Annotated in this window: 26 protein-coding genes and 1 pseudogene; 12 read left to right on the top strand and 15 right to left on the bottom strand. The window is 71.1% G+C overall.

The features are described 5' to 3' along the window. Positions 1-113: 113 nt before the first annotated feature. From ACZDYF_RS04610 to crcB, 5 genes are all read left to right on the top strand, one after another. A complete protein-coding gene (locus ACZDYF_RS04610; protein ID WP_475054028.1) occupies positions 114-1,439 on the top strand; it encodes a heparan-alpha-glucosaminide N-acetyltransferase domain-containing protein in 1,326 nt (441 codons plus the stop codon). Then, entirely contained in the window at positions 1,436-2,443 is a 1,008-nt protein-coding gene (locus ACZDYF_RS04605) for an aldo/keto reductase (protein WP_475054026.1), read from the top strand. Before ACZDYF_RS04610 ends, ACZDYF_RS04605 begins: the two co-directional genes overlap by 4 nt. Before the next feature lie 71 nt (positions 2,444-2,514). Then, positions 2,515-3,033 carry a universal stress protein gene (locus ACZDYF_RS04600; RefSeq protein WP_191789301.1) on the top strand — a complete coding sequence of 173 codons (519 nt, stop codon included), beginning with the start codon at positions 2,515-2,517 and terminating at the stop codon, positions 3,031-3,033. After that, entirely contained in the window at positions 3,033-3,482 is a 450-nt protein-coding gene (locus ACZDYF_RS04595; protein WP_475054020.1) for a fluoride efflux transporter FluC, read from the top strand. Before ACZDYF_RS04600 ends, ACZDYF_RS04595 begins: the two co-directional genes overlap by 1 nt. Beyond that, entirely contained in the window at positions 3,479-3,856 is a 378-nt protein-coding gene (gene crcB / locus ACZDYF_RS04590; protein WP_475054016.1) for a fluoride efflux transporter CrcB, read from the top strand. Before ACZDYF_RS04595 ends, crcB begins: the two co-directional genes overlap by 4 nt. 259 nt (positions 3,857-4,115) lie before the next feature. On the opposite strand, the gene ACZDYF_RS04585 is transcribed toward crcB, so the two are convergent. From ACZDYF_RS04585 to ACZDYF_RS04540, 10 genes are all read right to left on the bottom strand, one after another. Next, on the bottom strand, positions 4,116-4,553 hold the full coding sequence (locus tag ACZDYF_RS04585) for an Hsp20/alpha crystallin family protein (protein WP_475054012.1): 438 nt from the start codon (positions 4,551-4,553) through the stop codon (positions 4,116-4,118). Between the two features lie 227 nt (positions 4,554-4,780). Continuing rightward, positions 4,781-5,716: an urea transporter gene (locus tag ACZDYF_RS04580; RefSeq protein WP_475054010.1), complete on the bottom strand. Its 936-nt coding sequence runs from the start codon at positions 5,714-5,716 to the stop codon at positions 4,781-4,783. After that, positions 5,713-6,978: a Nickel transporter NicT gene (gene nicT, locus ACZDYF_RS04575; protein ID WP_475054007.1), complete on the bottom strand. Its 1,266-nt coding sequence runs from the start codon at positions 6,976-6,978 to the stop codon at positions 5,713-5,715. Before nicT ends, ACZDYF_RS04580 begins: the two co-directional genes overlap by 4 nt. Before the next feature lie 5 nt (positions 6,979-6,983). Then, entirely contained in the window at positions 6,984-8,087 is a 1,104-nt protein-coding gene (locus tag ACZDYF_RS04570; RefSeq protein WP_475054003.1) for an urease accessory protein UreD, read from the bottom strand. After that, positions 8,084-8,719, bottom strand: coding sequence for an urease accessory protein UreG (gene ureG / locus ACZDYF_RS04565; RefSeq protein WP_475053998.1), 636 nt, complete (start codon positions 8,717-8,719; stop codon positions 8,084-8,086). Before ureG ends, ACZDYF_RS04570 begins: the two co-directional genes overlap by 4 nt. Positions 8,720-8,778: 59 nt before the next feature. Continuing rightward, positions 8,779-9,489 carry an urease accessory protein UreF gene (locus tag ACZDYF_RS04560; protein ID WP_475053994.1) on the bottom strand — a complete coding sequence of 237 codons (711 nt, stop codon included), beginning with the start codon at positions 9,487-9,489 and terminating at the stop codon, positions 8,779-8,781. An 8-nt stretch (positions 9,490-9,497) separates the two neighbouring features. Beyond that, the gene (gene ureC / locus ACZDYF_RS04555; RefSeq protein WP_475053992.1) at positions 9,498-11,222 is read right to left on the bottom strand and encodes an urease subunit alpha; all 1,725 of its coding nucleotides are present in this window, start codon (positions 11,220-11,222) and stop codon (positions 9,498-9,500) included. Next, positions 11,222-11,638, bottom strand: coding sequence for an urease subunit beta (locus tag ACZDYF_RS04550; RefSeq protein WP_475053988.1), 417 nt, complete (start codon positions 11,636-11,638; stop codon positions 11,222-11,224). Before ACZDYF_RS04550 ends, ureC begins: the two co-directional genes overlap by 1 nt. A 70-nt stretch (positions 11,639-11,708) precedes the next feature. Next, entirely contained in the window at positions 11,709-12,695 is a 987-nt protein-coding gene (locus ACZDYF_RS04545; protein WP_475053985.1) for a sirohydrochlorin chelatase, read from the bottom strand. Positions 12,696-12,722: 27 nt separating this feature from the next. Then, on the bottom strand, positions 12,723-13,028 hold the full coding sequence (locus tag ACZDYF_RS04540; RefSeq protein WP_387484009.1) for an urease subunit gamma: 306 nt from the start codon (positions 13,026-13,028) through the stop codon (positions 12,723-12,725). A gap of 274 nt (positions 13,029-13,302) precedes the next feature. On the opposite strand from ACZDYF_RS04540, the gene ACZDYF_RS04535 reads away from it, so the two are divergent. After that, a complete protein-coding gene (locus ACZDYF_RS04535; protein WP_475053979.1) occupies positions 13,303-16,746 on the top strand; it encodes an FUSC family protein in 3,444 nt (1,147 codons plus the stop codon). A gap of 38 nt (positions 16,747-16,784) precedes the next feature. Further along, entirely contained in the window at positions 16,785-17,165 is a 381-nt protein-coding gene (locus ACZDYF_RS04530; protein ID WP_191789314.1) for an MmcQ/YjbR family DNA-binding protein, read from the top strand. 12 nt (positions 17,166-17,177) lie between these two features. Here ACZDYF_RS04530 and ACZDYF_RS04525 read toward each other — a convergent pair whose 3' ends face one another. Then, positions 17,178-17,480: a helix-turn-helix transcriptional regulator gene (locus ACZDYF_RS04525; RefSeq protein ID WP_475053975.1), complete on the bottom strand. Its 303-nt coding sequence runs from the start codon at positions 17,478-17,480 to the stop codon at positions 17,178-17,180. A gap of 67 nt (positions 17,481-17,547) precedes the next feature. Here ACZDYF_RS04525 and map point away from each other — a divergent pair, with 67 nt between their 5' ends. Beyond that, positions 17,548-18,324: a type I methionyl aminopeptidase gene (gene map / locus ACZDYF_RS04520; RefSeq protein ID WP_475053970.1), complete on the top strand. Its 777-nt coding sequence runs from the start codon at positions 17,548-17,550 to the stop codon at positions 18,322-18,324. 89 nt (positions 18,325-18,413) lie between these two features. Continuing rightward, positions 18,414-18,797 carry a DUF1622 domain-containing protein gene (locus tag ACZDYF_RS04515; protein ID WP_475053969.1) on the top strand — a complete coding sequence of 128 codons (384 nt, stop codon included), beginning with the start codon at positions 18,414-18,416 and terminating at the stop codon, positions 18,795-18,797. 19 nt (positions 18,798-18,816) lie between these two features. Here ACZDYF_RS04515 and ACZDYF_RS04510 read toward each other — a convergent pair whose 3' ends face one another. Beyond that, positions 18,817-19,761 (bottom strand): DUF4190 domain-containing protein, encoded by a 945-nt coding sequence (locus ACZDYF_RS04510; RefSeq protein WP_475053967.1) that lies wholly within the window; start codon positions 19,759-19,761, stop codon positions 18,817-18,819. A gap of 202 nt (positions 19,762-19,963) precedes the next feature. Between ACZDYF_RS04510 and ACZDYF_RS04505 the strand changes: the two genes are divergently transcribed. Further along, positions 19,964-21,061 (top strand): 3-methyladenine DNA glycosylase, encoded by a 1,098-nt coding sequence (locus ACZDYF_RS04505; RefSeq protein ID WP_475053964.1) that lies wholly within the window; start codon positions 19,964-19,966, stop codon positions 21,059-21,061. Positions 21,062-21,210: 149 nt separating this feature from the next. On the opposite strand, the gene ACZDYF_RS04500 is transcribed toward ACZDYF_RS04505, so the two are convergent. Continuing rightward, entirely contained in the window at positions 21,211-21,522 is a 312-nt protein-coding gene (locus ACZDYF_RS04500) for a DUF6881 domain-containing protein (protein WP_475053962.1), read from the bottom strand. A gap of 102 nt (positions 21,523-21,624) precedes the next feature. Here ACZDYF_RS04500 and ACZDYF_RS04495 point away from each other — a divergent pair. Both ACZDYF_RS04495 and ACZDYF_RS04490 read left to right on the top strand, forming a co-directional pair. Beyond that, a pseudogene (locus ACZDYF_RS04495) lies at positions 21,625-21,897 on the top strand (3-methyladenine DNA glycosylase); the annotation flags it as partial. Positions 21,898-22,024: 127 nt separating this feature from the next. After that, positions 22,025-22,834 carry a phosphotransferase gene (locus tag ACZDYF_RS04490; protein ID WP_475053960.1) on the top strand — a complete coding sequence of 270 codons (810 nt, stop codon included), beginning with the start codon at positions 22,025-22,027 and terminating at the stop codon, positions 22,832-22,834. A 61-nt stretch (positions 22,835-22,895) separates the two neighbouring features. Here ACZDYF_RS04490 and ACZDYF_RS04485 read toward each other — a convergent pair whose 3' ends face one another. Beyond that, positions 22,896-24,347 (bottom strand): alanine/glycine:cation symporter family protein, encoded by a 1,452-nt coding sequence (locus ACZDYF_RS04485; RefSeq protein WP_475053957.1) that lies wholly within the window; start codon positions 24,345-24,347, stop codon positions 22,896-22,898. Between the two features lie 82 nt (positions 24,348-24,429). Continuing rightward, positions 24,430-25,026, bottom strand: a complete 597-nt coding sequence (locus ACZDYF_RS04480) for a YdeI/OmpD-associated family protein (RefSeq protein WP_475053954.1) — start codon at positions 25,024-25,026, stop codon at positions 24,430-24,432. Positions 25,027-25,054: the final 28 nt, after the last annotated feature.

The following is a 25,054-nucleotide window of genomic DNA, read 5'->3' as shown; positions in this document are numbered from 1 at the left end:
ACCCTTCCCACAGCCCCGTTCTCACATCATGGGCGGGGAAGGGTCGGGGTGCGGTTCGTCCCGGCGCGCGCGCCGTGCGGCCGGGGTGCGCGTGCACCCGGGACAATCGCTGCGTGACCACCGCCCCGGCCGCCCCTGCCCGCCCTGCCCCTGCGACGTCGTCGGGTGGGTTCTGGCGACGGCACGCCGCGCTGCTGCTGCCCGCGGGCGACCGTGTGCCCGGCGTCGACCTGGCCCGGGGGCTCGCGATCCTGGGCATGTTCGCCGCGCACGTCGGCGTGACGTCGGACGACTTCTCGACGGGGGACGGCTGGCTCTCGCTCGTGCACGGGCGGTCCTCGATCCTGTTCGCGGTGATCGCGGGCGTCTCGCTCGCGCTCGTCTCGGGGCGCCGCACCCCCCTGACGGGCGTCCCGGCTCTCCAGGCGCGCACGCGCATCCTGGTGCGGGCCGTGCTGCTGCTCGCGCTCGCGGGTCTGCTCGACCTGCTCGGCACGCCCGTGGCCCTGATCCTCGGCTTCTACGCGGCGTACTTCGTGCTCGCGCTGCCGTTCCTGCGGTGGGCGCCGCGGCGGCTGTTCGGGCTGGCGCTCGTGATCGCGGTCGTGGGGCCGGTCCTGGTGCACTGGTTGCCCGAGGTCCTGCTGCGGGCCGAGCTCTCGACCCCGTTCGACGGCTCGGGGGCCCTCACGGACTTCCTCCTCACGGGCCACTACCCGGCGCTCGTGTGGATGGCGTACGTGCTCGTGGGGCTCGGGGTGGGGCGGCTCGACCTGTCGTCGCAGCGTCTCCAGCGCCGTCTCCTCGGGCTCGGCGCGGGGCTAGCCCTGGGCGCGTACCTGCTCTCCGCGCTGTTCACGGGCACGACGCTGACCCAGGTCCTCGCCGGGTCCGGTCGGGCCGCGCTGATCCAGGAGCGGGCCATGGACGCGTCGGGCCTCTACCAGCTCGAGCCGTTGCCGTGGACGGCTCCGCTGCCGACGTCGGACTACCTGTGGCTCGCCGGGCCGCACACCGACACGACGCTCGAGGTACTGGGCTCGGGCGGGTTCGCGCTCGCGGTCCTGGGGCTGTGCCTACTGCTGGGCGCTCGGCGCCCCGTCCTGCGGGTGCTGGCCCCGCTCGCGGCCGTGGGGTCCATGGCGCTGACGGTCTACTGCCTGCAGATCGTCGCGATCTGGGCCTGGGAGGACCCGCTCATGACGGGCACGGGCAACGGGGAGCTGCTGCTGCTCGTCGTGGCGAGCCTGGTGTTCGCGACGGTGTGGCGGTGGTCGTTCGGACGTGGTCCGCTCGAACGGTTCGTGGGCTGGGTCGCGGGTCGTGCGGCGTCGATCACGCCGTCCGCCACACCTCCGGACGACCCGTCGCCCACCAGGCGAGACACCGCCCCGACGGCGCCACCCGCCTCGGGTGGGGACGTACAGTCGGGCGCATGACGACTTCTTCACCCTCCGCCCCCGTCCGCCCCGAGGTCCGTCGCCTGGGTTCGTCCGGCCTCGCGGTGTCCGCGATCGGCCTGGGCTGCAACAACCTGGGGCGCCCGCGCACCGCGACCGAGTCTCTCGACGGGACCCGCGCGCTGATCGACGCCGCGCTCGACGCCGGCATCACGTTCTTCGACGTCGCGGACGTGTACGGCGCCCGGCCCGGCCTGAGCGAGGAGCTGCTCGGCAAGGCGCTGGGCTCGCGCCGCGAAGACGTCGTGGTCGCCACGAAGTTCGGCATGCCCCTGCACGGCGCGAACGGCGAGGACTTCCGTGCCCGCGGCTCGCGCCGCTACGTCGTCAAGGCGGTCGAGGCGTCGCTGCGTCGCCTCGGGACCGACTGGATCGACCTCTACCAGTTCCACACCCCGGACAGGCGCACCCCGGTCGAGGAGACGCTGTCCGCGCTCGACGACCTGGTCCGCGCGGGCAAGGTCCGCTACGTGGGGCACTCGAACCGTGCGGGCTGGCAGATCGCCGACGCCGAGTACCAGGCGCGCCTGAGCGGCACCGTCCGCTTCGTGTCGGCGCAGAACCAGTACAACCTGATCGACCGCGAGGCCGAGCTCGAGGTCCTGCCCGCGGCGAAGGCCTACGGGCTGGGCGTGCTGCCCTTCTTCCCGCTCGCGAACGGCCTGCTCACGGGCAAGTACGCGGACGGGAAGGGCCCCGACGACGGTCGCCTGGTCCACTCCAAGCCGCACCTCCTCGAGTCCGCACCCTGGCACGCGCTGACGGCGCTCCACACGTTCGCGCGCGAGCGCGGGGTGACCGAGGTCGAGGTCGCGTTCGGGTGGCTGCTCGCCCAGCCGCAGGTGTCGAGCGTCATCGCGGGCGCCACGAGGCCCGAGCAGATCCGCCAGAACGCCGCGGCCGGGGCCTGGGTGCCGACCACCGAGGACCTCGCGGCCCTGGACGAGATCTTCCCGCCGGCCCGCAAGGTCGCCCCGTTCTGACCTGACTGCCCTGGACCTGGCCTGACCCGGACCGCCGGGCGCAGCCTCTGGTTGCGTCCTACGCTCGACGTATGGGAGAGAACAGAGGGCTCGACCCGCAACCCGTCGTCCTGGGCGTGTCCCCCGGGCAGCCCGACCACGTCGTCCACGACGCGGCCCGCTTCGCAGCACAGTTCGGCGCCGAGCTGATCTGCGCTCACGTGAACGCGGGCCGCTTCGCGGTCGCGGAGGACTCTGCCGGGGCGGTGACGTCGGCCCCGATCGACCCGGACTACCACGACGAGCGCGAGGACGAGTTCGACCCCGCGCTCGCGGCCCGGCTCGCGGCGGTGCTCGACCCGAGCGGGGTGCGGTGGAGCACGCGACTCCTGGTCGGGGACACGGCCGACGCCCTGGGCCACCTCGCCGAGACGGTCGACGCCGCGATGATCGTGGTCGGGACGCACGAGCGCGGGTTCGGCGGCGGTGTCCAGGAGTTCTTCAACCGCTCGATCGCGGTTCACCTCGCGCACCGGCAGAACCGCCCCGTGGTCGTCGTCCCTGCACGGGCCCCCGGCGTCGAGTCGCCGCTGCCCTGGGTGACGCGCTGATGGCCGCCGCGGCCAGGCCCAGCTACCTGCGCTGGGCCTCCATCGGTCTCGTCATGATCGGCGGAGCGTTCGGCGCCGCGGGGCGCGAGGGCGTCTCGCTCGCGGTCCCTGACATCGACCAGATGCCGATCGCGATCCCGATCGTCAACATCGTCGGGGCGTTCCTGCTGGGCTACCTCTACGAGGCCGTGGCCCGCCGCCTGCCGGGCGACCCGCGTGGCCCCCGGCTCAAGCTGCTCCTCGGTACCGGCTTCTGCGGCGGCTTCACGACCTACAGCTCGCTGGCCACCGACACGGCCGTCCTGCTCGTCAAGGACCGCGCCGACCTCGCCCTCGTCTACGTCCTGGCGACCGTGCTCGTCGGTGCGGTCGCGACGTTCGCGGGCATCGTGGTGGCGACCAAGGTGAACGCGCAGAAGCAGCCGACGGGCGAGGGGGCACCGCGATGACCCTCGGTATCTTCCTCCTCCTCGCGATCGCAGGCGGCCTGGGCGCGGGCACGCGCTTCGTGGTCGACGGACTGATCCGCTCGAAGGTCAAGACGGCCTTCCCCTGGCCCACCGCGATCATCAACATGTCGGGCTCGCTCGTCCTGGGCGTCCTGACCGGCCTGGTCATCAGCAAGATCGCCTCGACCGACGTCAGCGCCGTCATCGGGACGGGCTTCCTCGGGGGCTACACGACGTTCAGCACCGCGAGCTACGAGGCCGTCCAGCTCGTCAGGCAGAAGCGTTACGGGACGGCGTTCGCCTACTCGATCGGGATCCTCGTGGTGTGCGTGGCGCTGGCCTACGTGGGCTACCGTTGGGGCGCCTCGCTCTGACCCGGCCCCGGGTGGGCCGGGCTCCCCCGGGCGGGCGCCGCCGTCGGCCCTCCCCCGGACCACGCCCGACGGCGGCGCTCCCCTCCTCGGGAGCGCCGCCGTCGGGCATTGGCGGTCTCGCGCGAACCCAGATCGCTCGCACCGCTCCAGGTCGTGGCAGGTGGGCGGCTCGCCCGCACAAGGCGTCCCGCGCGTCGTGTGCGATCCGCTCTCGCCTGATCGCGACTGCCCCGCCCTCTGTTGCGGCCGCTGACTCTCGTCACGCAGTGGTTGGCGAGTCCTGCGTGATCTGCGCTGGGTTCGACGAGTGCTGCACGTCGATCCGCCGGGGCTTGGCCTGCTCACTCACCGGGATCGTCAAGGTGAGGACGCCGTCGGCATAGCTCGCCGCGATCCGGTCGAGCGCCAGGCCGCTGCCCAGCGAGAGCTGACGTGCGAACGTGCCCGACGGGCGCTCGCGGACCAGCCAGTCGGCCTCCCCCGAGCGCGACGTGCGCTCGGCGCGGATGGTGAGCGTGTTGTTCTCGACCGAGACGTCGATTGTCCCCGGGTCCGCACCTGGCAGATCCACGGAGAGCAGATAATGGTCGTCCTCGCGCAGCAGGTCCATCGGCATCACCGCGGCATCGCGGGTGTTCGCCAGGACGGAGGACATCAGCCGGTCCATCTCGTGGAACGGGTCCCAACGCGTAGCCATCAGGCACCACCTCCTCAGTGATCGGCCTCGCCCCTCGAGGCCGTCCGACACCCCGTCCCCGGGGACCGGCGACGGGTGGCTACAAACAGATTCTTAGCACTCTCCCTGGGAGACTGCTAGACGGGCGCGTTCGCCATGAGCGAACGCTCGCCCCGCCGTCCCGGGGTGTCGCACCGAGCCGTCGCGGCAGGTCACGAGGCGTCCGGCCCGAACGGGCAGCTCGGCCCTCAGGGACGCTTGAGCGCCGGGACGAAGGTCGCGATGATCAGGAAGACCCACGTCGTGAGGATGTACGGCCAGGTGTAGACGGGGCCGCTCGTCAGGTCGTGCATGATGATCGTGACCACGGCCGTCGCGATGGTGCCGACGAGCGCGTAGACCCACGACGCGGTCGTGCTGCGCAGGAACACGACCGCGAGCGCGATCGCCGTCAGGACCCCCGAGTAGCCGTTGAGCCCGTTGGCCGTGTTCTGCAGGTTCTCGCCGAACGCGAGCGCGCACAGGCTCCCGACCACGCTGCCCATCGACGCCGCGAGACCCACCTTCCACGACGCGACGAACAGGCCCAGCAGGATCAGCGCGCCGGCCCACACGCTGTTGACCAGCACGACCTCCGACACGTTCGTCAGCAGGGAGCGGAAGAAGGCCGTCGTGGTGTCGTCGGCCACGTGCGTGCCCGCCGAGGACACGTGCAGGCTCGTGGTCGTGACGTACATGATCCCGGCGACCGTGCAGAACGGGGCCGTCGTCGCGGGCAGCGCGAAACGCTTGAGCGGCTCGGTGCCGAACAACCACACGAAGAACCACGTCACCGGTGCGCACAGGAGGCCACCGACCAGGGCGACCACGTACGACCAGGCCTGGTCGCCGCCCATCGCCGCATAGACCGCGGCCCCGACCAGGGCCCCGCAGAAGCCCTGCATGCCCATCTCGACGTTGTCCGTACCGACCCTCATGAGGTAGCCCGCGGCGGTCGAGGCGACCGTCCCCACGACCACGAGCAGGGCCATGCGCCAGTCCGCGACCACGAACGCCGCGAGGATCAGCAAGCCCGTCCAGACGTTCTTCTGGAAGAAGATCTGGGACAGGCCGTGAGCGAGCGAGGCACCTGTCACCGCCGTGGCACTCGAGGGCGCGGCCGCCGAGGCGTTCGTCGCTGTCATGTCATCTCCCTTGCTGTTCCTGGATCGGTCCGACGGGTGGGGTCGAGGACCAGGCGGTCCTCGGGAGCGGCCGACGGCGCGGCGCCCCGCGGCGAGAGGTCGAGCGACGGCGCGCCGAGCGGAAGGGTGCTGAGCGGAGGGGGACCGAGCGCGGGCGGGGTCCCCGGTGCCAGGGCCGCACCGTGCTCGCCGCCCGGGCCCGAGCGGGCTGCCGCGGGGCGCCCCCAGCGTTCCTCGACCCGGCCGAGCTTCCAGTAGGCGGTCGAGGCCAACCACGCCACGACGAGCGTGCCCACGACGACGTAGCCGACGTTCTCGAGCTCGATGCCCGCGACCCAGTCGGTGACCGGGTCGCGCAGCCCCAGCTTCTCGTCGAGGAGGCCCACGAGCTCGATCCCACCGATCACGACCGCGACCATGACCGATATCCCCGTGACGGTCAGGCTGTAGTAGACCTTGCGGACCGGGTTCACCGTGGCCCAGGAGTAGGCCTTGACCATGACGGCCGAGTCCATGGTGTCGAACAGGCTCATGCCCGCGGCGAAGATCAACGGCAGGCACAGCACCGCGTACCAGGGCAGCCCCGTCGCCGCACCCGTCCCTGCGAGGACCAGGAGGGCGATCTCGCTCGCGGTGTCGAACCCCAGGCCGAAGAGGAAGCCGACGAGGTACATCTTGCGCGGACGGTCGACCGACCTCACGAGCGGCTGGACCAGCCGGTTGACGAGGCCGCGGCTCGCGAGCTGCCTCTCGAGCTCGGCCTCGTCGAGCGGCGCGACCTTGGTCCGCCGCCACACCCGCCAGATCCCCACGAAGGACACCGCGTTGATCAGGCCGATGAGGATCAGGAATCCACCGGAGATCGCGGTGCCGAAGACGCCCAGGGCGTTCCGTACCCCGCTGCCGTCGGACGTGAGTCCCACGGCCCAGCTCACTCCCCCGGCGAGCAGGACGGCCATGAGGAAGACGACCGTCGAGTGCCCCAGCGAGAAGAAGAGCCCGACCCCCGCGGCGGGCTTCCTGAGGTCGACGAGCTTGCGGGTCGTGTTGTCGATCGCCGCGATGTGGTCGGCGTCGAACGCGTGCTTGACCCCCAGCACGTAGGCAGTGACGGCGATGCCGACCCCGAAGACCGCAGAACCGAGCTGGAGGTGCGCGGGCGCCACGAACGCGAAGAACACCCCGAACCCCACGACGTGGAGCAGCAGGACCGGCACGAAGACCTTGACCAGCTGCCAGGCGTAGGAGGATCGAGCGCCCATGGGTCTCAGCTCTTCCGGATCAGCGGTGCTTCGATCCCCGTGAGGACCTGGTGCACCGCACGCCAGGCCACCGTGTTGGCGCTCGCGACGGCGCCCGTGTCGTCGCCCACGATGCGCACCCAGACACCGGCGTCCCCCGGCAGGGCGCTGACACCGATGAAGAGGTCCTCCTCGAACCGTTCGGCGAGCACCGAGTGCAGCAGGTCGGCAAGCTGCGTGGGGGGCACGAGGGGGGTGAGGACGTAGAGCATCGCCAGGACGTCCCGGTCGCCCAGCACCGCGAGCCCCCCGGTCCGCCCGTCCTCGGGGACGAGGCGGACGCGGTCGAGCGCGACGATCCGCCCGTCCGGGCGGCGCACCTCGAAGTCCGAGGCGAAGACCGCGTACCGGTGCCTCTCGTCGCGGGCCAGGCGACCCGCGAAGACCGTCTCCCCTGCGACGAGGGTGCCCGACTCGTGCAGCGTGACGCACGTGCGCTGGTAGAACCGCGAGTCGGCGAACGGGATCACGGGCTCGGGCAGGTACTCGACGTAGGCGTCCTCAGCGACGACGACGTTCGTCTGGGCCACCGCGTAGTCGTGCTCCATCCGGTAGACCTTGCTGTGCGCCGACGTCGTGACGTGGGCCGAGCTGCCGGGCCCGAACAGCAGGTCGGTCCGGAGCCGGTCCGCCTGCAGGATGCCGCCCCCCGTCGACATCAGGTACGTGTACGGCATGTCGGGCCGCAGCGGGTCGTAGTACAGCGGACGCATGATCTGCAGCGGCGACTTCTGGTAGTGGTGGACCAGCTCGGTGCCGCGATCGTTCCTGGCGAACTCGAGCTCCAGGAGGCCGACCTTGCCCGGGCTGCCCGCTGCCAGGGTGTCGGGCGTGCTGCTGTGCCGGAGCACCTCCGGAGGGACGTGCTCCGGCTCGTAGTGCGCGGGCTGGAGGCGGTACCCGCCGTAGCCGCCCGGGCTCCCCCGCCACGACACGCCCGCCGGCCGGTCGGTGCCGGGCGCGACAGCGGTCCTAGGCGTCTCCGTGGTGCCGGGCGTGCCCTCGGGCTCACCCGGCACCACGCGCAGCGGCGCGGCGTCGGGCACGTCCGTCACGAGCTCCGCGCTCATCCGACGAGAGCGTCTCGACGGCCGTTCCAGAGCACGAAGATCTGCTCGTACAGTTCGTCGAGCCCCTCGCCCGTCAGCGAGTTGGTGAGCACGACGGGCTTGCCGTCGCGTACGCGGCGCGCGTCCGCCTCCATGGTGTCCAGGTTCGTCCGCACGTACTGCGCGATGTCGATCTTGTTGATCACCAGGATGTCCGACTCGGTGATGCCCGGGCCTCGTTTGCGCGGCATCTTCTCGCCCTCCGAGGTGTCGAGCACGAAGATGAACACGTCCGCGAGCGACGGCGAGAAGGTGAGCGTCAGGTTGTCGCCCCCCGACTCGTAGATCAGCGTGTCGACCTCGGGGAACTTCTCGAGCATCTCCGCGCCCGCCGCGAGGTTCATGGTCGGGTCGTCGCGCACCGCCGTGTGCGGGCAGGCTCCCGTCTCGACGCCCACGACCCGCTCGGGGTCGAGGATGCCCGCGAGCTCGCGACGCACGTGCTGCGCGTCCTCCTGCGTGTAGATGTCGTTCGTGATGACGGCCGGCTGGCGCCCGGCCGCGAACAGCTTGGGCACCAGCGCCTCCGTGAGCGCGGTCTTGCCCGAACCCACCGGTCCGCCGATGCCGATCCTCAGGACGTTCTCGCTCATTCGACTGCCTCGTCTCTCTCGTCGTGCTTCTTCTGGCTACGTCTGTCGTGCAAGGACCCTCAGCTCGCGAACAGTCGCGCCTCGGCCCGCTCGTGCTGCGCCGACATCACGTCGGCGAGCGGCACGCACCCGCCCAGGTCGGACAGGTCGCGTGCCACCGCGTCGGCGGTCACGTCGGCGATCACGGGCCCGACGGCGTGGAGCACCACCTGCGCGTGCCGGTGGTCCGTGAGCCGCAGCCGCAGGGCCGCCCCCACGAAGCTCACCGCGAACGCGAACAGGTCCGACGCCACCGCCTGCTCGACACCCACGCCGGTCGTGGCGTACGCGACGGCCGTGGCGACGGGCTGGCACCCCGGGGTCTCCTTGGCCGTGATCCGCCTGCCCCACTCCTCGAGCCCCGGGCCACCGATCGCCTCGCGCGCGAGGTCCGTGACCTGGTGGCCGCTGCGCACCGAGGCCTTGCGCATCTCGGCGTTGAGCTTCGAGGCGAACAGCACCTGGTCCACCTCCTGGACCTGGTCCCAGTCGGCGGCCACCGCCGCGTCGTGGGCCCGGGCGAGAGCCGTCGCGTCGCCCGGACCCACCGAGTGCCGCAGCAGACCCGTCAGCAGCCCCTCGACGTCGCCCCGGTCGACCAGGCGCGCCTGGCTGAACCCCTCCAACCCGTGCGACATCGTGTAGAAGCCGCTCGGGAAGGCGGAGTCCGAGAGCTGGAGGCTCACCAGGAGCGCCCCGACGTCGGCCCTGCCGCTGGTCGTGTCCCGCATGACCACCCTCAGGCGAGGAAGAAGAGCTGGGTCATGGGCAGGGACTCGGCCGGCTCGATGTGCGCGGGCTTGCCGTCGAACGTCACCTTGTACGTCTCGGGATCGACCTCGATGACGGGCGTGCGGTCGTTGCGGACCATGTGCTCCTTCCCGATGCCCCGACAGCGGCGCACCGGCAGGACCTGGCTCTTGAGGCCGAGCTGCTCCGGGACGCCCTTGTCGATCGCGGCCTGGGACATGAACGTGATCCGGGTCGCCTGCAGCGCCTGCCCGAACGCACCGAACATGGGCCGGTAGTACACGGGCTGGGGCGTGGGCAGCGACGCGTTCGGGTCGCCCATGAGGGCCCAGTTGATGAGCCCGCCCTTGACGACGACCTTGGGCTTCGCGGCGAACGAGTCGACGGGCCACAGCACGATGTCGGCCATCTTGCCGGGCTCGAGCGACCCGATGTAGTCGGAGACACCCTGCGTGATCGCCGGGTTGATCGTCACCTTCGCCAGGTAGCGCAGCACGCGGAAGTTGTCGTTGTCCCCGGTCTCCTCGGGCAACGGGCCCCGCACCGCCTTGTTGTGGTGCGCGGTCTGGAAGGCCCGCGTCACGGACTCACCGATACGGCCCATGGCCTGGGAGTCGGACGAGAACATGGACAGCACGCCCTCGTCGTGGAGCACCGTCTCCGCGGAGATCGTCTCGGCGCGGACACGGGAGTCGGCGAAGGCGACGTCCTCGGGGATGTCGTGGGACAGGTGGTGGCACACCATGACCATGTCGAGCAGCTCGTCGACGGAGTTGACCGTGTACGGCAGGGTTGGGTTGGTCGACGAGGGCAGGATGTTCGGGAACCCGGCGGCCTTCATGATGTCCGGCGCGTGCCCGCCTCCCGCCCCCTCGGTGTGGTACGTGTGGATCGTCCGGCCGTCGATCGCCGAGAGCGTGTCCTCGACGAACCCTGCCTCGTTGAGGCTGTCGGTGTGGATCGAGACCTGGATGTCGAACTCGTCGGCCACGGTCAGCGCGTTCCGGATCACCGCCGGGGTCGCGCCCCAGTCCTCGTGGACCTTGAGCGACGAGGCACCGGCCTCGATCTGCTCCACGAGCGCGGCGGGCAACGACCCGTTGCCCTTGCCGTGGAAGCCCATGTTGACGGGCATCTCCTCCGCGGCCTGGATCATGCGGTGCAGGTGCCATGCCCCGGGCGTCGTGGTGACGCCGTTCGTCGCGTCGGTCGGGCCCGTCCCGCCGCCGAAGAGCGTCGTGATGCCGTTCGACAGTGCGGCCTGCGCCTGCTGGGGGGAGATGTAGTGCACGTGGGAGTCAATGGCCCCCGCGGTCGCGATGCAGTGCTCCCCGGCGAGGACCTCGGTCGTGGCACCGACCACGAGCCGCGGGTCGACGCCGCTCTGCAGATGAGGGTTGCCCGACTTGCCGATGCCGGCGATCTTGCCGTCCTTGACGCCGATGTCCCCTTTCACGACCCCGAGGATCGGGTCGAGGATGATGGCGTTGGTGATGACGAGGTCGAGCGCACCCTGGGCGCTGGTGGCCTCGGGGTCGGCTGCCATGCCGTCACGTGCGGTCTTCCCGCCGCCGTAGACGACCTCGTCGCCGTAGTGCCCCTCGTTGTAGTCCCTCTCGATCTCGATCACGAGGTTCGAGTCCGCGAGGTGCACCTTGTCGCCGGTGGTCGGGCCGAACAGGTCCGTGTACTGCTTGCGGGAGATGATGGCCATTACTTCTTCCCCTTCTTCGCCGCTCCGGTGGTCCGCGCCGTCGGCTTGCCGTCCTTGAACTGTCCCTCGGTCATGCGCGCGAGCGAGTCGATCCGGGTCTGACGCGAGTCGAGCCCGCCGTCGACCAGGTTGTTGAAGCCGACGAGGTGACGTGAACCGGAGTAGGCCGTCAGCGTGACGTCACGGGTATCCCCGGGCTCGATGCGAACGCCGGTGCCCGCAGGGATGTCCAGGTGCATCCCGTACGCCTTCTCCCGTTCGAAGAGCAGCGCGCGGTTCACCTCGAAGAAGTGGAAGTGCGACCCGATCTGCACGGCGCGGTCGCCGGTGTTGCTCACCCTGAGGGTGACCTTCTCCCTGTCCGCGTTGATCTCGATGTCCTCGTCGGTGTGGTGGTACTTGGGGCTACCTAGCATCGTTCTTCCCTCCGCTGCTGACTTCGCGTCGTGGTGCTTCTCGATGGATCGGTGGCGGCCTGGCGACCGCTCAGTGACGACGGGCGAGGACCTCGTCGTGGGAGACGCCGTGCACTGCTGGCGGCTCGAGATGGTCGGCGTCCCGCGGCGCGGCCTCGACCGTGTCGTGGGTGTCGTGGGTGTCGTGGGTGTCGAGGGTGTGCGCCCCGCCGCCGTGCGGGTGACCGTGGGGGTGCGGATGGGGGTGCGGATGGGGGTGCGGGTGCGGGTGACCCGCCGCGCCGTGCTCGCCGCTCTCCTCGAAGGCGTGCGAGTGGGCGTACCCGTGGCCGTGGTCCGCGAGCAGACCGGTCTCGATCCCGTCGTGGCCGTGGCTCAGGCTGTGCTCGGCCGCGGCGAGCCGCTGCCGGACGACCTGGAGGATCGCCTGCTCCGACATCAGCGGCCCGTAGAACGTCGCCCGGGTGAGCTCGCCGATCCCCCAGGGGGCGGCGCTCGTCCGTGCGAAGCCTGCGGGGACGACGACGGCCTCGGTGGACCCCAGGAGCCGTGCGCGACGGACCGCCTCGGCGACCTCCGCGTCCTCCTCGACGCACGCGACCTCTACCGGGAGCCCGGCGCCGTGCGTCCGGACGAGGTGCGCGACCCGGTGAAGCTCTGCGTCGTCGAACGGGTTCGACGACGTCGCCGTGATCACCAGGGCCGCCCCCGGCCGCCGCTCGGCGGTCTCGGTCGCGGCCCTGCGCAGCCAGGCGACCAGGTGGTCGATCGTGCCGAAGTCGTCGCACAGGACGACACGCCCTGCCCCGGCCCCCACGCTCAGCCACTTGAGCGTCTTGGCCGTGTCGGCGACCATCGTGGGATTCCGGCCGAACGTCATCGGCAGGACCGCCACGGGCCCGTCGCCCGTCGCGAGCAGCACGCTCACGGTGTTGTGGAGCGGCCGGCCCGGCGGGCTCACAGTCACGCCCGGGAGCGCGTCCGCCACGAACCGCACGTCCGCCCCGTCGTGGCTCTCGTGCCCGCCGACCAGGACGAGCCGCGTCTGTCCCGGCACCCCCGACGGCCCCCTCGACGCCATGCCTCAGGCCGCCACGGGGTCGTGACAGGAGACGAGCTTGCTGCCGTCGACGAACGTCGCCTCGACCTGGAGCAGCGCGAGCCGCTCACGGACTCCCGGGAGACAGTCCTTCTCCGACACGACCGTCTTTCCGAGCTCCATGCACTCGGCGACCGACTTCCCGTCGCGGGCTCCTTCGAGAATTGCTTCCGAGATCAGCGCCTGGGCCTCGCTGAGATTGAGCTTGGTGCCCCTTTCCCGACGCCTGCGTGCCAGGTCCGCGACCTGGTAGACATACAGCTTGTCCATTTCTCGTGGGGTGAGATTCATTGCCTGCACGACCTTTCGCCAGTGCGACCGGCAGCCGGAACGAACCGGTCTCGCGTCTGATGTCTCGACCCTACGCGGGCGCCACAGGAGTGCAACCGGAGCACCGACAACCCTCCGGCCAGCGCTTTCACGCGCCTCGCCGCCTCGCATTCCTGGCGACAACCTGCGACATTGTCGCAACAGGACGTCACGACAAATCACCAGATAAACCACCGTCCGGTTCGCCCGACATTTTAACCAGGCCGGATCGAGGAGCCGAAGATAGCCTGAGCGCGTGGAAACAGTGTGGCTCGTCCTCGGAATCGTCATTCTCGCCCTGACCCTGCTCGACGTGTTCCTCACCGCACTCAACTACGACGAGTCCGGTTTCATCGCGGGGCCGCTCGCCGAGGGCCAGTGGCGTCTGCTGCGCCGCGTCACCCGACGCATGTCGAGGCGGTGGCGCCCGCTCGCGCTGCGCCAGGTCACGGGCCTGCAGATCATGGTCACGGTCGTCGCCTGGCTGTTCGGCGTGATCCTCGGGTTCGGGCTGATCTACTACGGCCAGATGACCAAGACCGCGTTCTCGGTGTCCGGCACGGGCGCGAGCCTGGACTTCTTCAACGCGATGTACTTCAGCGCGGCCCAGCTCTCGACCGTCGGCGGGTCCTCGCTCACGGCCGAGACGGACGTGCTGCGCTTCCTGAGCATCGCCGAGACGCTCACGGGCGTGGTCCTCGTGTCACTCATCCTGACGTTCCTCCTGGGCGTCTACGACGTGATCCGCGACCTGCGCGCGCTCTCGGCGCAGTTCTTCAGCGCGGAGCGCGGGGCAGGTTCCCCGGTCGCGAGCCTGGCTCCCTTCTTCCACCAGGGCGAGCCGAGCGGGCTGGACGGGCACGTCGACGGCATCGCGGACTCGTTCTCGTCGTACACCGACGGCCTGCGGCTGCACCATGCGGCGTACTACTTCCAGAGCGGCCGCGACCAGTTCGCCCTCCCCTACGCGATCCGGATGCTCGGCGGGACCCTCGGCGCGCTCCGGTGGGGACTGCCGACCGGTCACCCGGCGACGGCCACACCGGGTCTCGTCCCCCTGACCTTCCAGTTCCTCGAGTTCGGCGAGTACCTGCAGAAGCGGCTGCGCTGGACGAGCCACGCGGTCCCCGAGGTCGTGAGCGCCGAGGAGTTCGCCGACCTCGCCCGGAGCGGGCACCACCGCGGGCGGCAGGACGAGTGGGTCGCGCGCTTCGTCCAGCTCGACCGCGACATGGCCGACCTCGCAGCGATCCAGCCGCTCGCCGATCTCGACGACGCCTACCGCCGGTACACCGAGTGGCTGCCGTTCGCGTACCGCGCCCAGCAGATCACGTTCGCCGTGAGCCGTGACCTGGACTACCAGCCGATCATCGTGACCGACAAGCCGGTCTCGATCCTGCACAGCGACGACGCGCTGGCCCTGCAGACGCTCGAGCAGGACGTCCCGGGGCCGCTCGTCGAGCCCGGCAGCCACGCGGAGAAGGAGACCCGCAGCCGGCTCGCGCGCTGGGAGACGTTCGTCGACCAGCACGTGTCTCTCGTCGACCCCGGGTATGCCCGGCTCCGGTCGGCGGGGAGGGCCGTGCTCGCCGCGGCGGCCGCCGTCCTCTCGTTGTACCTCCTCTTCGAGGCCACCGGACGCGACGGGCTCCAGCCTGCGATGTTCGGCGGGTTCGTGGCCATGCTCACCACGGGCATCTCCGTGGACAAGACGCTCCGAGGCCGCAAGATCACCAGCGTCCTGCTGATCCTCCCGATCACCCTGGTCGTCGCGCTGGGTGCCCTCGTGTCGGACTCCCCGGTATGGACGGCCGTGATGGTCGTGGCCGTCGCAGTGCTGGGGGTGTGGCTCGGGCGGTTCGGCCTGCGGTGGGCCGCGCTGGGGCAGGTCACCTTCATGGCCTACTACTTCGCGCTCATCCTGCGCCTGCACCTGACCGACGTCCTGCTGTACATCGCGGCCGCGCTGCTCGGGATCGCGTGGGCCTACGTCCTGAACTACGTCCTGCTCCCCGAACGCCCGCGCAAGGTGCTGCAGAGCGGCGTCGACGGGTTCGGGCGCCGCCTCGTCACCGCGATGGACTCGTTGATCGACGCCGTCTCGTGGGCCCGGTGGGACCCGGACATCCGCAAGCGCGTAGCGCTCGACATGCGCGACCTCCATCGCGGAGCGGCCTTCCTCGCCGGACAGCTGACGGGAGACGAGAACGCGACGGGGGTCGATCCGGCACGCAGCGCTGAGCTTCGGCTCCACCTGTTCGACACCGAGCTGGCCGCCGTCAACCTCATGAGCGCCGCACGCAACGTGACGGGCACGGCAGTCCCTCTCGAGCTGCGCGGCCGCCTGGCCGGGAGGATCGAGCTGCTGCAGGCGCACCTCGCCGAGATCGCGGCACGCCCGGTCGACGGCTCGGCACCGACCACCACGCCCCCCCACCTCGCGCCGTGGCAGAACGACCCTCCGCCTCCCGACTGGCCGCGGGCTGCTCGTCTCTTGTACAAGTCGACCAACGAGCTCTACCGGGCTGCCGACGCCCTGCGGACGGCAGAGGTCGCGGGCCTCGACCCGGACGCTCCTCCGCTCGCGACGGTCGACCCCGACGACTCCCAGATGGACGACGCCGAGCTCGACGAGCTGCTCCCCGCCCCGGCCTCGCCGTCGGACGGCAGGAAGCCGATGTCCCCCGTGACCAAGCGGGCGATCCAGGCCGGGGTCGCGACCGGAGCCGCGCTCGGGCTGGGCGAGGCGGTGTCCACGACCCACCAGTACTGGGCCACGCTCGCGGCCTACCAGGTGCTGGGCGGCAGCGACGGTGAGACCTTCGTCAAGGGTGCGCAACGCATCGCGGGAACGGTCGTGGGTGCGGCGGTCGGCTTCGGCGTCGCGATCCTCACCGGTTCGGACCCGTCGGTGATCGTGCCGCTGCTCGCCGTCGCCGTGTTCGCCTCGACGTACTACCGCCCGGTGTCACCCGCGGTGTCGAACTTCTGGACGACCATGATCTTCGCCCTGCTCTACGAGTTCCTGGGACGCCTGACCACGCTCGCTCTCGAGATCAGGGTCCTGGAGACCCTCTTCGGCGCGGCCGTCGCGCTGCTCGTCGCCTGGCTCGTCTTCCCCACGCACACCCGGGCCAAGCTCGACAAGGACATCAAGAAGCTCCTGCACGACATCGAGATCGTGATGGTCGCCAGCCTCCGGGAGCTCGAGGGCGGCACCAAGATCTCGCGGAAGGCCGTCGAGAAGCGACTCCTCGTGATCAACCAGGACGTGCGCCAGATCAACGCCACGGCGGCTCCGCTGCGTCGAACTCCCGGCGCCTTCGAGGTCGGCGGCATCGAGGGCCAGCTCACGGCGCTGTGGTCCCTGACCTACTACACGCGTCACCTGGCTCGGGCCGTGACCCGCATGATCGCGGCCGGGGACAACCTGTCGACGGAGGACTGGGCGTCGCTCCGGCGGGTCACGAGCGCGAACGTCTCAGCACTGCGGGAGGCGCTCGACGGGCGGGTGCCGACAACGGTCCAGGAGGACCTGGGCGTCAGCAGCGAGGGCGACACGGCCGGGGAGCCCGCGCGCGCACGCGACCTGGTCCTGCGTGAGGTCGAACGGATCAACCAGACACTCACGGTCCTCATCGAGACCTACGCGCCCGGGGCAACGGGCAAGGACACGACGGTGGACACCGCACCGCTCTGACGCGAGCGGTCACGGCACGCGAGGCGTAGCGTCGAAGCATGGCCACGTGGGAGGACGTCGGGCGGATCGCGGCGGTGCTGCCGGACACGGCCGAGCACCGCCCGCGCGAGTGGGCCGTGCACGGACGGAACTTCGCCTGGGAACGTCCGCTGCGCCGTCGGGACCTGGACGAGCTGGGCGTCTCCGCGCCGGACACCGCGCCGCTCGGGTTCTACGTCGCCGACGAGGGCGAGAAGCTCGCGCTCGTCGGCGACGAGCCGAGCACCTTCTTCACGACGGCCCACTTCGCGGGCTATCCGATCGTTCTTGCGCGCCTCGACCGCGTCGCCGTCCCCGAGCTCGAGGAGCTCCTCGAGGACGCATGGCTCGCGCGGGCGCCCCGGCGCCTTGCGCAGGCGTTCCTCGACGCGACCGAGTAGGGCCCTCGCCGCCTAGGAGGCCAGCCGCTCGCGCGCGCCCTGGCCGACACGTTGCCCGGGACGGTCGCCCTCCGGCCGCGTGACCTCGGCCCAGACCTCGTCGAGGGAGAGGCCCAGGACGTCAGCGATCGCGGCGACGGTCGGGAAGGCAGGGGTGGCGACCCTGCCCGTCTCGATCTTCCGGAGGGTCTCGGGCGAGACGCGCGCGTCGAGCGCGACCTCGAGCATCGAGCGTTCCCCCCTGGCCCGACGCAGCAGAGCACCGAGGCGCTGCCCGCGTTCGACCTCGGCGGGGGTGAGCGGCAACCTGACCATGGACCCGATTCTAGTACCGGGATAACATGGCCGGTATAGTTATTGGAAACACGAGGAAGACGCCGCAATGATCGAGATACTGAACCCCACCGAGCTGTCCCGAGCACGAGAGACGGGAGCCCTGGTCGCTCACGTCCTGCACACGCTCAAGGGCCGCAGCACCGTCGGGACGAACCTGCTGGACATCGACCGGTGGGCGAAGGAGCTGATCCTCCAGGCCGGCGCGCTGTCCTGCTACGTCGACTACGCCCCGTCGTTCGGGCGCGGGCCCTTCGGCCACTACATCTGCACGGCCGTCAACGACGCCGTGCTGCACGGACGTCCGCACGACTACACGCTCGCCGACGGCGACCTGCTGACGCTCGACCTCGCCGTCTCCCTGGGGGGCGTCGCGGCAGACGCCGCTCTCAGCTTCGTCGTGGGGGACACACGCCCCCCGGAGAGCGTCGCCATGATCGACGCGACCGAGCGCGCCCTCGCGGCGGGCATCGCGGCCGCACGACCCGGCGCCCGCGTCGGCGACCTCTCCCACGCCATCGGCACGGTCCTCGGCGACGCGGGATACCTGATCAACACCGAGTTCGGAGGCCACGGGATCGGCTCGACCATGCACCAGGACCCCCACGTCTCGAACACCGGACGCCCCGGACGCGGATACCGGCTGCGGCCAGGGCTGCTGCTCGCCCTGGAACCCTGGGTCATGCAGGACACCGCCGAGCTCGTCACCGATGCCGACGGATGGACTCTCCGCAGCGCGACGGGCTGCCGGACCGCGCACAGCGAGCACACGATCGCGATCACGCACGACGGGGCCGAGATCCTCACGCTGCCACGGCCCTCGTGAGGTCGGCACGGCACGTGCGTCTGCTCGCCTGACTCGACGGCCGCTCGTCCCGCCCGGCCCGCTCGGCCGTTCCGTCCTACGCTCGGCTCATGACGTTCGCCGAGGTGATCGAGGTCGTCGGCAAGGTGGTCGACGCGGCGGGGGTCGCCGCGATCGTGGTCGGCGCCCTGTACGCAGCATTCCTGTCCCTGACCCGACGCCGGGAGGGCAACGTCTACCGCCTCTTCCGGCGGCGGCTCGGTCGCTCGATCCTGCTCGGGCTCGAGCTCCTGGTCGCCGCCGACATCATCCGTACGGTCGCGATCACACCGACGCTCGAGAGCGTCGCTGTGCTCGCCGCGATCGTCCTCATCCGGACGTTCCTCAGCTTCTCGCTCGAGCTCGAGATCACGGGCCGCTGGCCCTGGCAGCAGGCCCCCGAGCCGGACCCGACGCCTGCCGAGGACGCGGCGACGGGGCCCACGCGCACGTAGGCCCCGCCACCTGCGCCCGTCAGCTCGTCGTGGAGAACAGGACCGCGTCGTACTCCCATGCCCCGACGTTGACCTCCATGGTCACGTCGGCGGGGTCCGTGACCCCGAAGACCACGGGGAACGTCAGCGACTGGCCCGGGAGCAGGGGCGTGCTCGGGGTGCTGCTGATCTGGTTCGCCGCGTCGAAGACCTGGGAGCCCTCGACACCGCCCGACGAGAGCGTGACGTACGTGAACGTGGGGTCGAACGTCTCCGCGGTCCCGTTCGTCAGGGTGAGGTCGATGCGCACGAACTGCGTGAACCCTTCGTCGCCCGCCGCCGTGTCGCTGGGCGTGAACGCGGCCGGGGCGCTGGCACCGACCTCGAGGCCGTCCTCGTAGACGGCGGCGTCACCGAAGACGAGGGCCGGCGAGGAGTCGCCGGCCGCGCCGTCAGCGGGAACGTCCTCGCCCGTCGTGTCCGCGGGCGTCTCTGCTCCCGCGGGCTCCTCGGGGGCCGAGCTCGAGATGCTCGTCGACCCGAGGCTCGTGGAAAGCTCGTCGAGGGCTGCGACGAACACGACCTGGGAGATCACCGCACCGATCCCGGCGACGACCGAGATGACGATCGCGGCGATCGACATGCCCTTGCCGCTCCCGAGCACCCCTGCCTTGACGAGCCCGATGATGCCCAGGACGAGGCCTGCGAGCGCCAGGACCGCCGCGAAGAGGTTGATGATCGGGATCAGGCAGAGCACGAGAGCGACGATCGCGAGCACGAGGCCCGTGACCGCGAGCACGTTGGACTTCTTGGGCGGGACGACGCCGTAGGGCGGCGGGTAGCCGCCCTGCTCCGGCCCCCACGCGCCGGGCTGGCCGGGCTGGGCGGGCTGGCCGGGCTGCTGGTACGGCGAGGGCTGCGGTGCTCCGGGATAGCCGAGCGACGGCGGGGTCGGCTCTGCGGGTCCGGGAGGGGGGTACGTCATTCGTCTGCTCGTCTTCTTGTCGTGCACGGCACGGCGACGCCGGAGTGTGCGGAGGAGGGAGGCGCGCGCGCTCGGGCGCGCACACCGGCACAAGTGTTCCATGTGTGGAGATGCCATGGAGAGGACTTTCGGGTGAAAACCACCGGAACCACGCACCTGCCGCCACGACGGGCCACCACCGACCGACATCTACCCTGGAACCATGCCCACGCTTCCCGCTCCCCACCGCACGCCCCCTCCCGGGCCGCGCGACGCCGTCGGGCCGGACGTCCTCGCCGGTGACGCGTGGCTCCCCCTCGCGACGGCGCACGCCGAGCGCGCCGACGCCCTGACCGCGGGCTGGCGCGAGCGCAAGGCGCGCGGCGAGAAGCACGCCGTCGAGGACTTCCTCTTCACCTACTACCCCACCCGCCCCGCCCAGCTCCGGCGCTGGCACCCGGGCGCGGGCGTCACGCTCTCCGGTGACAGCAGCACGCCCGACGGCGCCGCGCCCCTCCTCGCCGAGCGCGCCACCTGGCGGTGGTACCGGACCGACACCACCGGCGGCGTGACGCTCGACGTCGACGCGTTCCTCGCAGACCGCGGCGACACCGTGCGCTATGCCCGCGACCTGCTCGCGGCCACGGCCTCCCGGCCGGCGAGCCTCGGGTGCTTCGGGCTGCACGAGTGGGCCATGGTCTACCGCGACCACGCCCAGGGCCGCGACCACCGCCACCCCCTGCCGCTGCGGCTCGGGGCCCAGGGCACCGACGACGTCGTGGCCTCGCACCCCGTGCGCTGCTCGCACTTCGACGCGTTCCGCTTCTTCACCCCCGAGGCCGTGGGCCTCAACCGGCTGCAACCGACCCGGGAGACGCAGCCCGCGCTCGAACAACCGGGCTGCCTGCACGCCAACATGGAGGTGTTGGTTCCGCTCGCAGGCACCGCGACCGATGAAGCACAACCGCTCACGCGCGAGACCCAGGTGCTCTACGAGCAGCCAGGTTGCCTCCATGCAGCGATGGATTGCTACAAATGGGCGATGAAGCTCGGCCCCGCTGTGCCGGGCGATCTGCTCCTCGATACGTTCGAGCTGGCGCGCGAGATTCGGTACACCGACATGCAGGCTTCGCCCTATGACGTGTCGACGTACGGACTCGAACCGATCGCCATCGAGACGCCGGAGGGCAAGCGCGAGTACGTCCGGTTGCAGCGAGGCTTTGCCGAACGCTCCAACTCGCTACGTGCCCGTCTCATCGAGGTCTGTGACGCCCTCCTGCCGCTTGGAGCAGAACCCCTTGCGCAGGGCCGCACCGCATGATCCGGGACCTGGCCGCCCGTGAACGCGACAGTCATCGGCTCACGACAGGCCGTCCCTCGACGCGCTCGACGGCGAGCTCGGCGGCATCGAACGGGTCGGCGTCGCTGACGGCGTACCGATCGAGGCTTCCGATCCTGCACGCCTCACGGTCAGCCCGGCCCGATCCAACTGCCACCGGAGCCTTCGCGGGCTGAGTTCCAGACGGTCTCGAACTCCGACTGCTCGACGAGCGTGACCACGAACTGGGGATCCTCCGCGATCTCCGCGGGGAGCGGCACAGGTATCAGCCCGAGGCCGGTGCTCTCGGACTCGTGGTCCTCGTCCGCCCACGTCAGACTCCCGTCGGCGAACTCGTCGACCTTCCGTACCTCCCACCCTCGGACCACGTGCGCCCACAGCACCACAGGGTCGTCGGTGCTGCCGTGGATCCACCGAACACGCTGAAAGTACTCGCTCGTCATCCCGCCATGCTCCCGTACCGTCCTCAGGGATCGTTGTGCGTCCGCCACCGACGACCAGTCAGACGACCTGGAGCGGCTCTCCAACGGCGTGTCTGCGTGTGCAACGCCAACATGGATCTCTACGAGTGGGCGACCAAGCTGTCCCCCGCTGTGCCGAGCGGGCTCGTGCTCGACGCGTTCGAGCTCGCCCGCGACATCCGCTGGGTCGACATGCGGGCCAGCCCCTACGACGTGTCGTCGTACGGCGAGGCGCCCGTCGCGATCGAGACCCCCGCAGGCAAGGCCGAGTACGTGCGGCTCCAGCGCGGGTTCGCGGAGCGCTCGGCCGTCCTGCGCGGGCGCCTGCTCGAGGTCTGCGAGCGCCTGGCGGGCTGACGCGTGCGACGGCACCGCGAGAGGGGTGGTCCCGTACGAGGCGGGTGGTACGGACCGTGGCGCGGGAACCCGTCTCGTGCGGGACCACCCGTGTCGGCGATGCTGGGCGGCCTGGCAGGATCGGAGCATGTCGCGTCCGCCCCTCGCCGAGATCCCCACCGGCCCCGTTCCCGTGCCGCCCGCCGTCCGCTCGCTCGTCGACGCCGCGGGGGGCGGGGACCTGGTCCCCGTGTGGGTCAACGACCTGGGCGGGCTCACGTTCCGCTGGGGCGCCGACCGCTACGTCAAGTGGGTCGCGGCCGGGACGCCGGAGATCGACCTGCTCGCCGAGGCCGAGCGGCTCGCGTGGGCCTCCCGCTTCGCCACCGTGCCACGGGTGCTCGACGCCGGGCAGGACGAGATCGGCGCTTGGCTCGTGACCGAGGCGATCGACGCGGCGTCGGCCGTCGACCCGCGCTGGATCGCCGAGCCCGCGACGGCCGCGGCGGCGATCGGTCACGGTCTGCGCGTCCTGCACGACGCGCTGCCGGTCGAGGACTGCCCGTTCACGTGGAGCGTCGAGCAGCGCATCGCGCGCGCCGACGAGCGGATCGCCGACGGCGAAGGCCCGGCCGACTGGTTCCCCGAGCACGCGCAGCTCTCGGTCGCCGAGGCGCGCCCCCTGCTCGACCTCGCACCCCCCGTGGACCGGTTGGTCGTGTGCCACGGCGACGCGTGCGCACCCAACACCCTGCTGGCCGCCGACGGCACGTTCGCGGCGCACGTCGACCTCGGGTCGCTCGGGGTCGCGGACCGCTGGGCGGACCTCGCGGTCGCGGCGTGGAGCACCGAGTGGAACCACGGACCCGGCTACGACGGGATCGTGTACGAGTCCTACGGCATCGAGCCCGACAAGGAACGGATCGCCTACTACCGCCTGCTCTGGGACCTGGGCTGACGGCCGTCCCGCCCCGGCACACCTCCGCCCCGGCACACCTCGGCGCAGAGCGCGGCCCGGGCTACGCCGTCGAGTCCTGCGGGACCGGTGCCCACACGTCGCCCGGGACGTCCCCGGGCAGGTCCGGGTTCCCGGTCCCGACGAACCGGGCGTCCGTCCCGTCCTTGCGACCACGCTCGAAGTCCTTGAGCGCACCGAACGCCCAGCGTCCCAGCAGCACGATCGCGACGAGGTTCACGAGCGCCATGAGTGCCATCGCGACGTCCGCGACGGCCCACACCGCCTCGAGCTCGATGAGCGAGCCGATCCCGATCGCCGCGAGCACGAGCGTGCGCAGCGCCGTGAGCGCCTTGGCGCGGATACCGAGGAACGTCAGGTTGACCTCGGCGTACGAGTAGTTGCCGAGCACCGAGGAGAACGCGAAGACGAACACGAGGATCGTCATGGGCCACACGGTCCACGTCCCGAGCTGGGCCGCGACGGCCTCCTGCGTGAGCGAGGCCCCGGCGGCGTCGGTCGTGGTTCCCGGGTCGAAGACCTCGGGCCCGGCCATGAGGATGATGAAGGCCGTGGCCGAGCACACCACGATCGTGTCGACGAACACCCCGAGCGACTGGATGAGCCCCTGCTTGGCGGGGTGCGAGACCGTCGCGGTCGCGGCGGCGTTCGGGGCGCTGCCCATGCCCGCCTCGTTCGAGAACAGGCCGCGCTTGACCCCGTTGAGCAGCGCGGCGAGGATGCCGCCCGCGGTGCCCGCGACGGCCTGGTCGAGCCCGAACGCGCCCTCGACGATCTGCCGGACCACGCCCGGCACGGCGCCGAGGTTCATGAGGATGATGGTCGCCGCGAGCAGGACGTAGACGCCCGCCATGATCGGCAGCACGATCCCCGCGACCTTCGCGACGCGCTTGACCCCGCCGAACAGCACGGGGGCTGCGAGGACCATGAGGAGCACCGCGGTCCAGCCGGGCGAGACCGCGTGGCCGTTGTCGAGCGCCTCGCTGATGGTGTTGGCCTGCACCATGTTGAACGCGAAGCCGAACGCGAAGATCAGCAGGATCGCGAACACGATCCCCCACCGCCGCGAGCCCAGGCCGCGCTGGATGTAGTACGCGGGGCCGCCGCGGTAGGAGCCGTCGTCGGCGCGGACCTTGAAGATCTGGCCGAGCGTCGCCTCGACGAACGCGGTCGCCATCCCGATGAGCGCGACGCACCACATCCAGAAGATGGCCCCCGGGCCGCCGAGCGTCAGCGCGATCGCGACGCCCGCGATGTTGCCCGTCCCCACGCGGGACGCGAGCCCCACGCAGAACGCCTGGAAGGACGAGATGCCGCCCTCGGCCGAGCCGGTCGAGCCGCCCACGAGCCGGAACATGAGCCCGAAGAGCCGCACCTGGACGGCGCGCGTGCGGACCGTGAAGTAGACGCCCGCGCCGATGAGGACGTAGATCAGGACGTACGAGTACAGGGCGTTGCTCACCGGGTCGATCAGCGCCTCTTGCAAGACGTCCATGCTTCATTCCTCCAGCCCGACGGCGGGGCAGCCGTCGCCAGGACGCTAACCTCTCGCGGTGGTCCTTGTCGCGACGGCCCTCTCAGCGGGGCTGGGAGTGCGCGCGCTCCCCGCGCTGCGCCTTTTCGGCCGTCGCGGCGATCCGGGCCGCGCGCGTCGAGGCCCGCTTGGCGTCGGCGATCCATCCCAGGATCAGCCGACGCACGCCCGGCGGGAAGGCGTCCCAGTGCTCACGAGCGGGCGGCGCGGCAGCGAACGCCGAGGCCAGGTCGTCGGGGACGACGAGCGCCTCGGCGTCGTCGTACCTCGTCCACGAGCCGTCGGCGCGGGCAGCGTCGATCACCGCCCGACCCGCGTCGGTCATCCTGCCGTCCGCCTCGGCGCGCGCGACCCGTTCCTTGCTCAGGCGCGTCCAGCGGCTCCCCGGCCGCCGCCGTGTGAGCCACATCATGGAGCGCTCGTCGTCGATCGTCTGCACGGTCCCGTCGATCCACCCGAAGCTCAACGCCTCCTCGATGAGCGCGTCGTAGTCGATCGGCGAACGGCCGCTCGCCCGCCGCCACTGCACGACCCAGACCCCGGGGACCTCGTCGTCGTGGTGCTCGGCGAGCCACGCGCGCCACTCGGCCACGGTCTCGGGGTGGAAGCGGGGCGCGTCCGCGCGCCGGTCGGTCACCATGCGCCCAGACTTCCACGGGGCAGCCGCA

Source organism: Oerskovia sp. PE-21s (assembly GCF_056158145.1).
Note: the sequence above shows the minus strand (reverse complement) of the source record. Positions and strands in the feature narration are given on the sequence as shown.

Excerpts from the sequence above, each read along its gene's own strand:
- ACZDYF_RS04570 (WP_475054003.1), bottom strand. The coding sequence starts at position 8,087 with ATGAGCGCGGAGCTCGTGACGGACGTGCCCGACGCCGCGCCGCTGCGC.
- ACZDYF_RS04585 (WP_475054012.1), bottom strand. The coding sequence starts at position 4,553 with ATGGCTACGCGTTGGGACCCGTTCCACGAGATGGACCGGCTGATGTCC.
- ACZDYF_RS04530 (WP_191789314.1), top strand. The coding sequence starts at position 16,785 with ATGGCCACGTGGGAGGACGTCGGGCGGATCGCGGCGGTGCTGCCGGAC.
- ACZDYF_RS04480 (WP_475053954.1), bottom strand. The coding sequence starts at position 25,026 with ATGGTGACCGACCGGCGCGCGGACGCGCCCCGCTTCCACCCCGAGACC.
- ACZDYF_RS04540 (WP_387484009.1), bottom strand. The coding sequence starts at position 13,028 with ATGAATCTCACCCCACGAGAAATGGACAAGCTGTATGTCTACCAGGTC.
- ureC (WP_475053992.1), bottom strand. The coding sequence starts at position 11,222 with ATGGCCATCATCTCCCGCAAGCAGTACACGGACCTGTTCGGCCCGACC.
- ACZDYF_RS04505 (WP_475053964.1), top strand. The coding sequence starts at position 19,964 with ATGCCCACGCTTCCCGCTCCCCACCGCACGCCCCCTCCCGGGCCGCGC.
- nicT (WP_475054007.1), bottom strand. The coding sequence starts at position 6,978 with ATGGGCGCTCGATCCTCCTACGCCTGGCAGCTGGTCAAGGTCTTCGTG.
- ACZDYF_RS04605 (WP_475054026.1), top strand. The coding sequence starts at position 1,436 with ATGACGACTTCTTCACCCTCCGCCCCCGTCCGCCCCGAGGTCCGTCGC.
- crcB (WP_475054016.1), top strand. The coding sequence starts at position 3,479 with ATGACCCTCGGTATCTTCCTCCTCCTCGCGATCGCAGGCGGCCTGGGC.
- ACZDYF_RS04510 (WP_475053967.1), bottom strand. The coding sequence starts at position 19,761 with ATGACGTACCCCCCTCCCGGACCCGCAGAGCCGACCCCGCCGTCGCTC.
- ACZDYF_RS04500 (WP_475053962.1), bottom strand. The coding sequence starts at position 21,522 with ATGACGAGCGAGTACTTTCAGCGTGTTCGGTGGATCCACGGCAGCACC.
- ACZDYF_RS04485 (WP_475053957.1), bottom strand. The coding sequence starts at position 24,347 with ATGGACGTCTTGCAAGAGGCGCTGATCGACCCGGTGAGCAACGCCCTG.
- ACZDYF_RS04595 (WP_475054020.1), top strand. The coding sequence starts at position 3,033 with ATGGCCGCCGCGGCCAGGCCCAGCTACCTGCGCTGGGCCTCCATCGGT.
- ureG (WP_475053998.1), bottom strand. The coding sequence starts at position 8,719 with ATGAGCGAGAACGTCCTGAGGATCGGCATCGGCGGACCGGTGGGTTCG.
- ACZDYF_RS04515 (WP_475053969.1), top strand. The coding sequence starts at position 18,414 with ATGACGTTCGCCGAGGTGATCGAGGTCGTCGGCAAGGTGGTCGACGCG.
- ACZDYF_RS04580 (WP_475054010.1), bottom strand. The coding sequence starts at position 5,716 with ATGACAGCGACGAACGCCTCGGCGGCCGCGCCCTCGAGTGCCACGGCG.
- ACZDYF_RS04550 (WP_475053988.1), bottom strand. The coding sequence starts at position 11,638 with ATGCTAGGTAGCCCCAAGTACCACCACACCGACGAGGACATCGAGATC.
- ACZDYF_RS04600 (WP_191789301.1), top strand. The coding sequence starts at position 2,515 with ATGGGAGAGAACAGAGGGCTCGACCCGCAACCCGTCGTCCTGGGCGTG.
- map (WP_475053970.1), top strand. The coding sequence starts at position 17,548 with ATGATCGAGATACTGAACCCCACCGAGCTGTCCCGAGCACGAGAGACG.
- ACZDYF_RS04525 (WP_475053975.1), bottom strand. The coding sequence starts at position 17,480 with ATGGTCAGGTTGCCGCTCACCCCCGCCGAGGTCGAACGCGGGCAGCGC.
- ACZDYF_RS04490 (WP_475053960.1), top strand. The coding sequence starts at position 22,025 with ATGTCGCGTCCGCCCCTCGCCGAGATCCCCACCGGCCCCGTTCCCGTG.
- ACZDYF_RS04560 (WP_475053994.1), bottom strand. The coding sequence starts at position 9,489 with ATGCGGGACACGACCAGCGGCAGGGCCGACGTCGGGGCGCTCCTGGTG.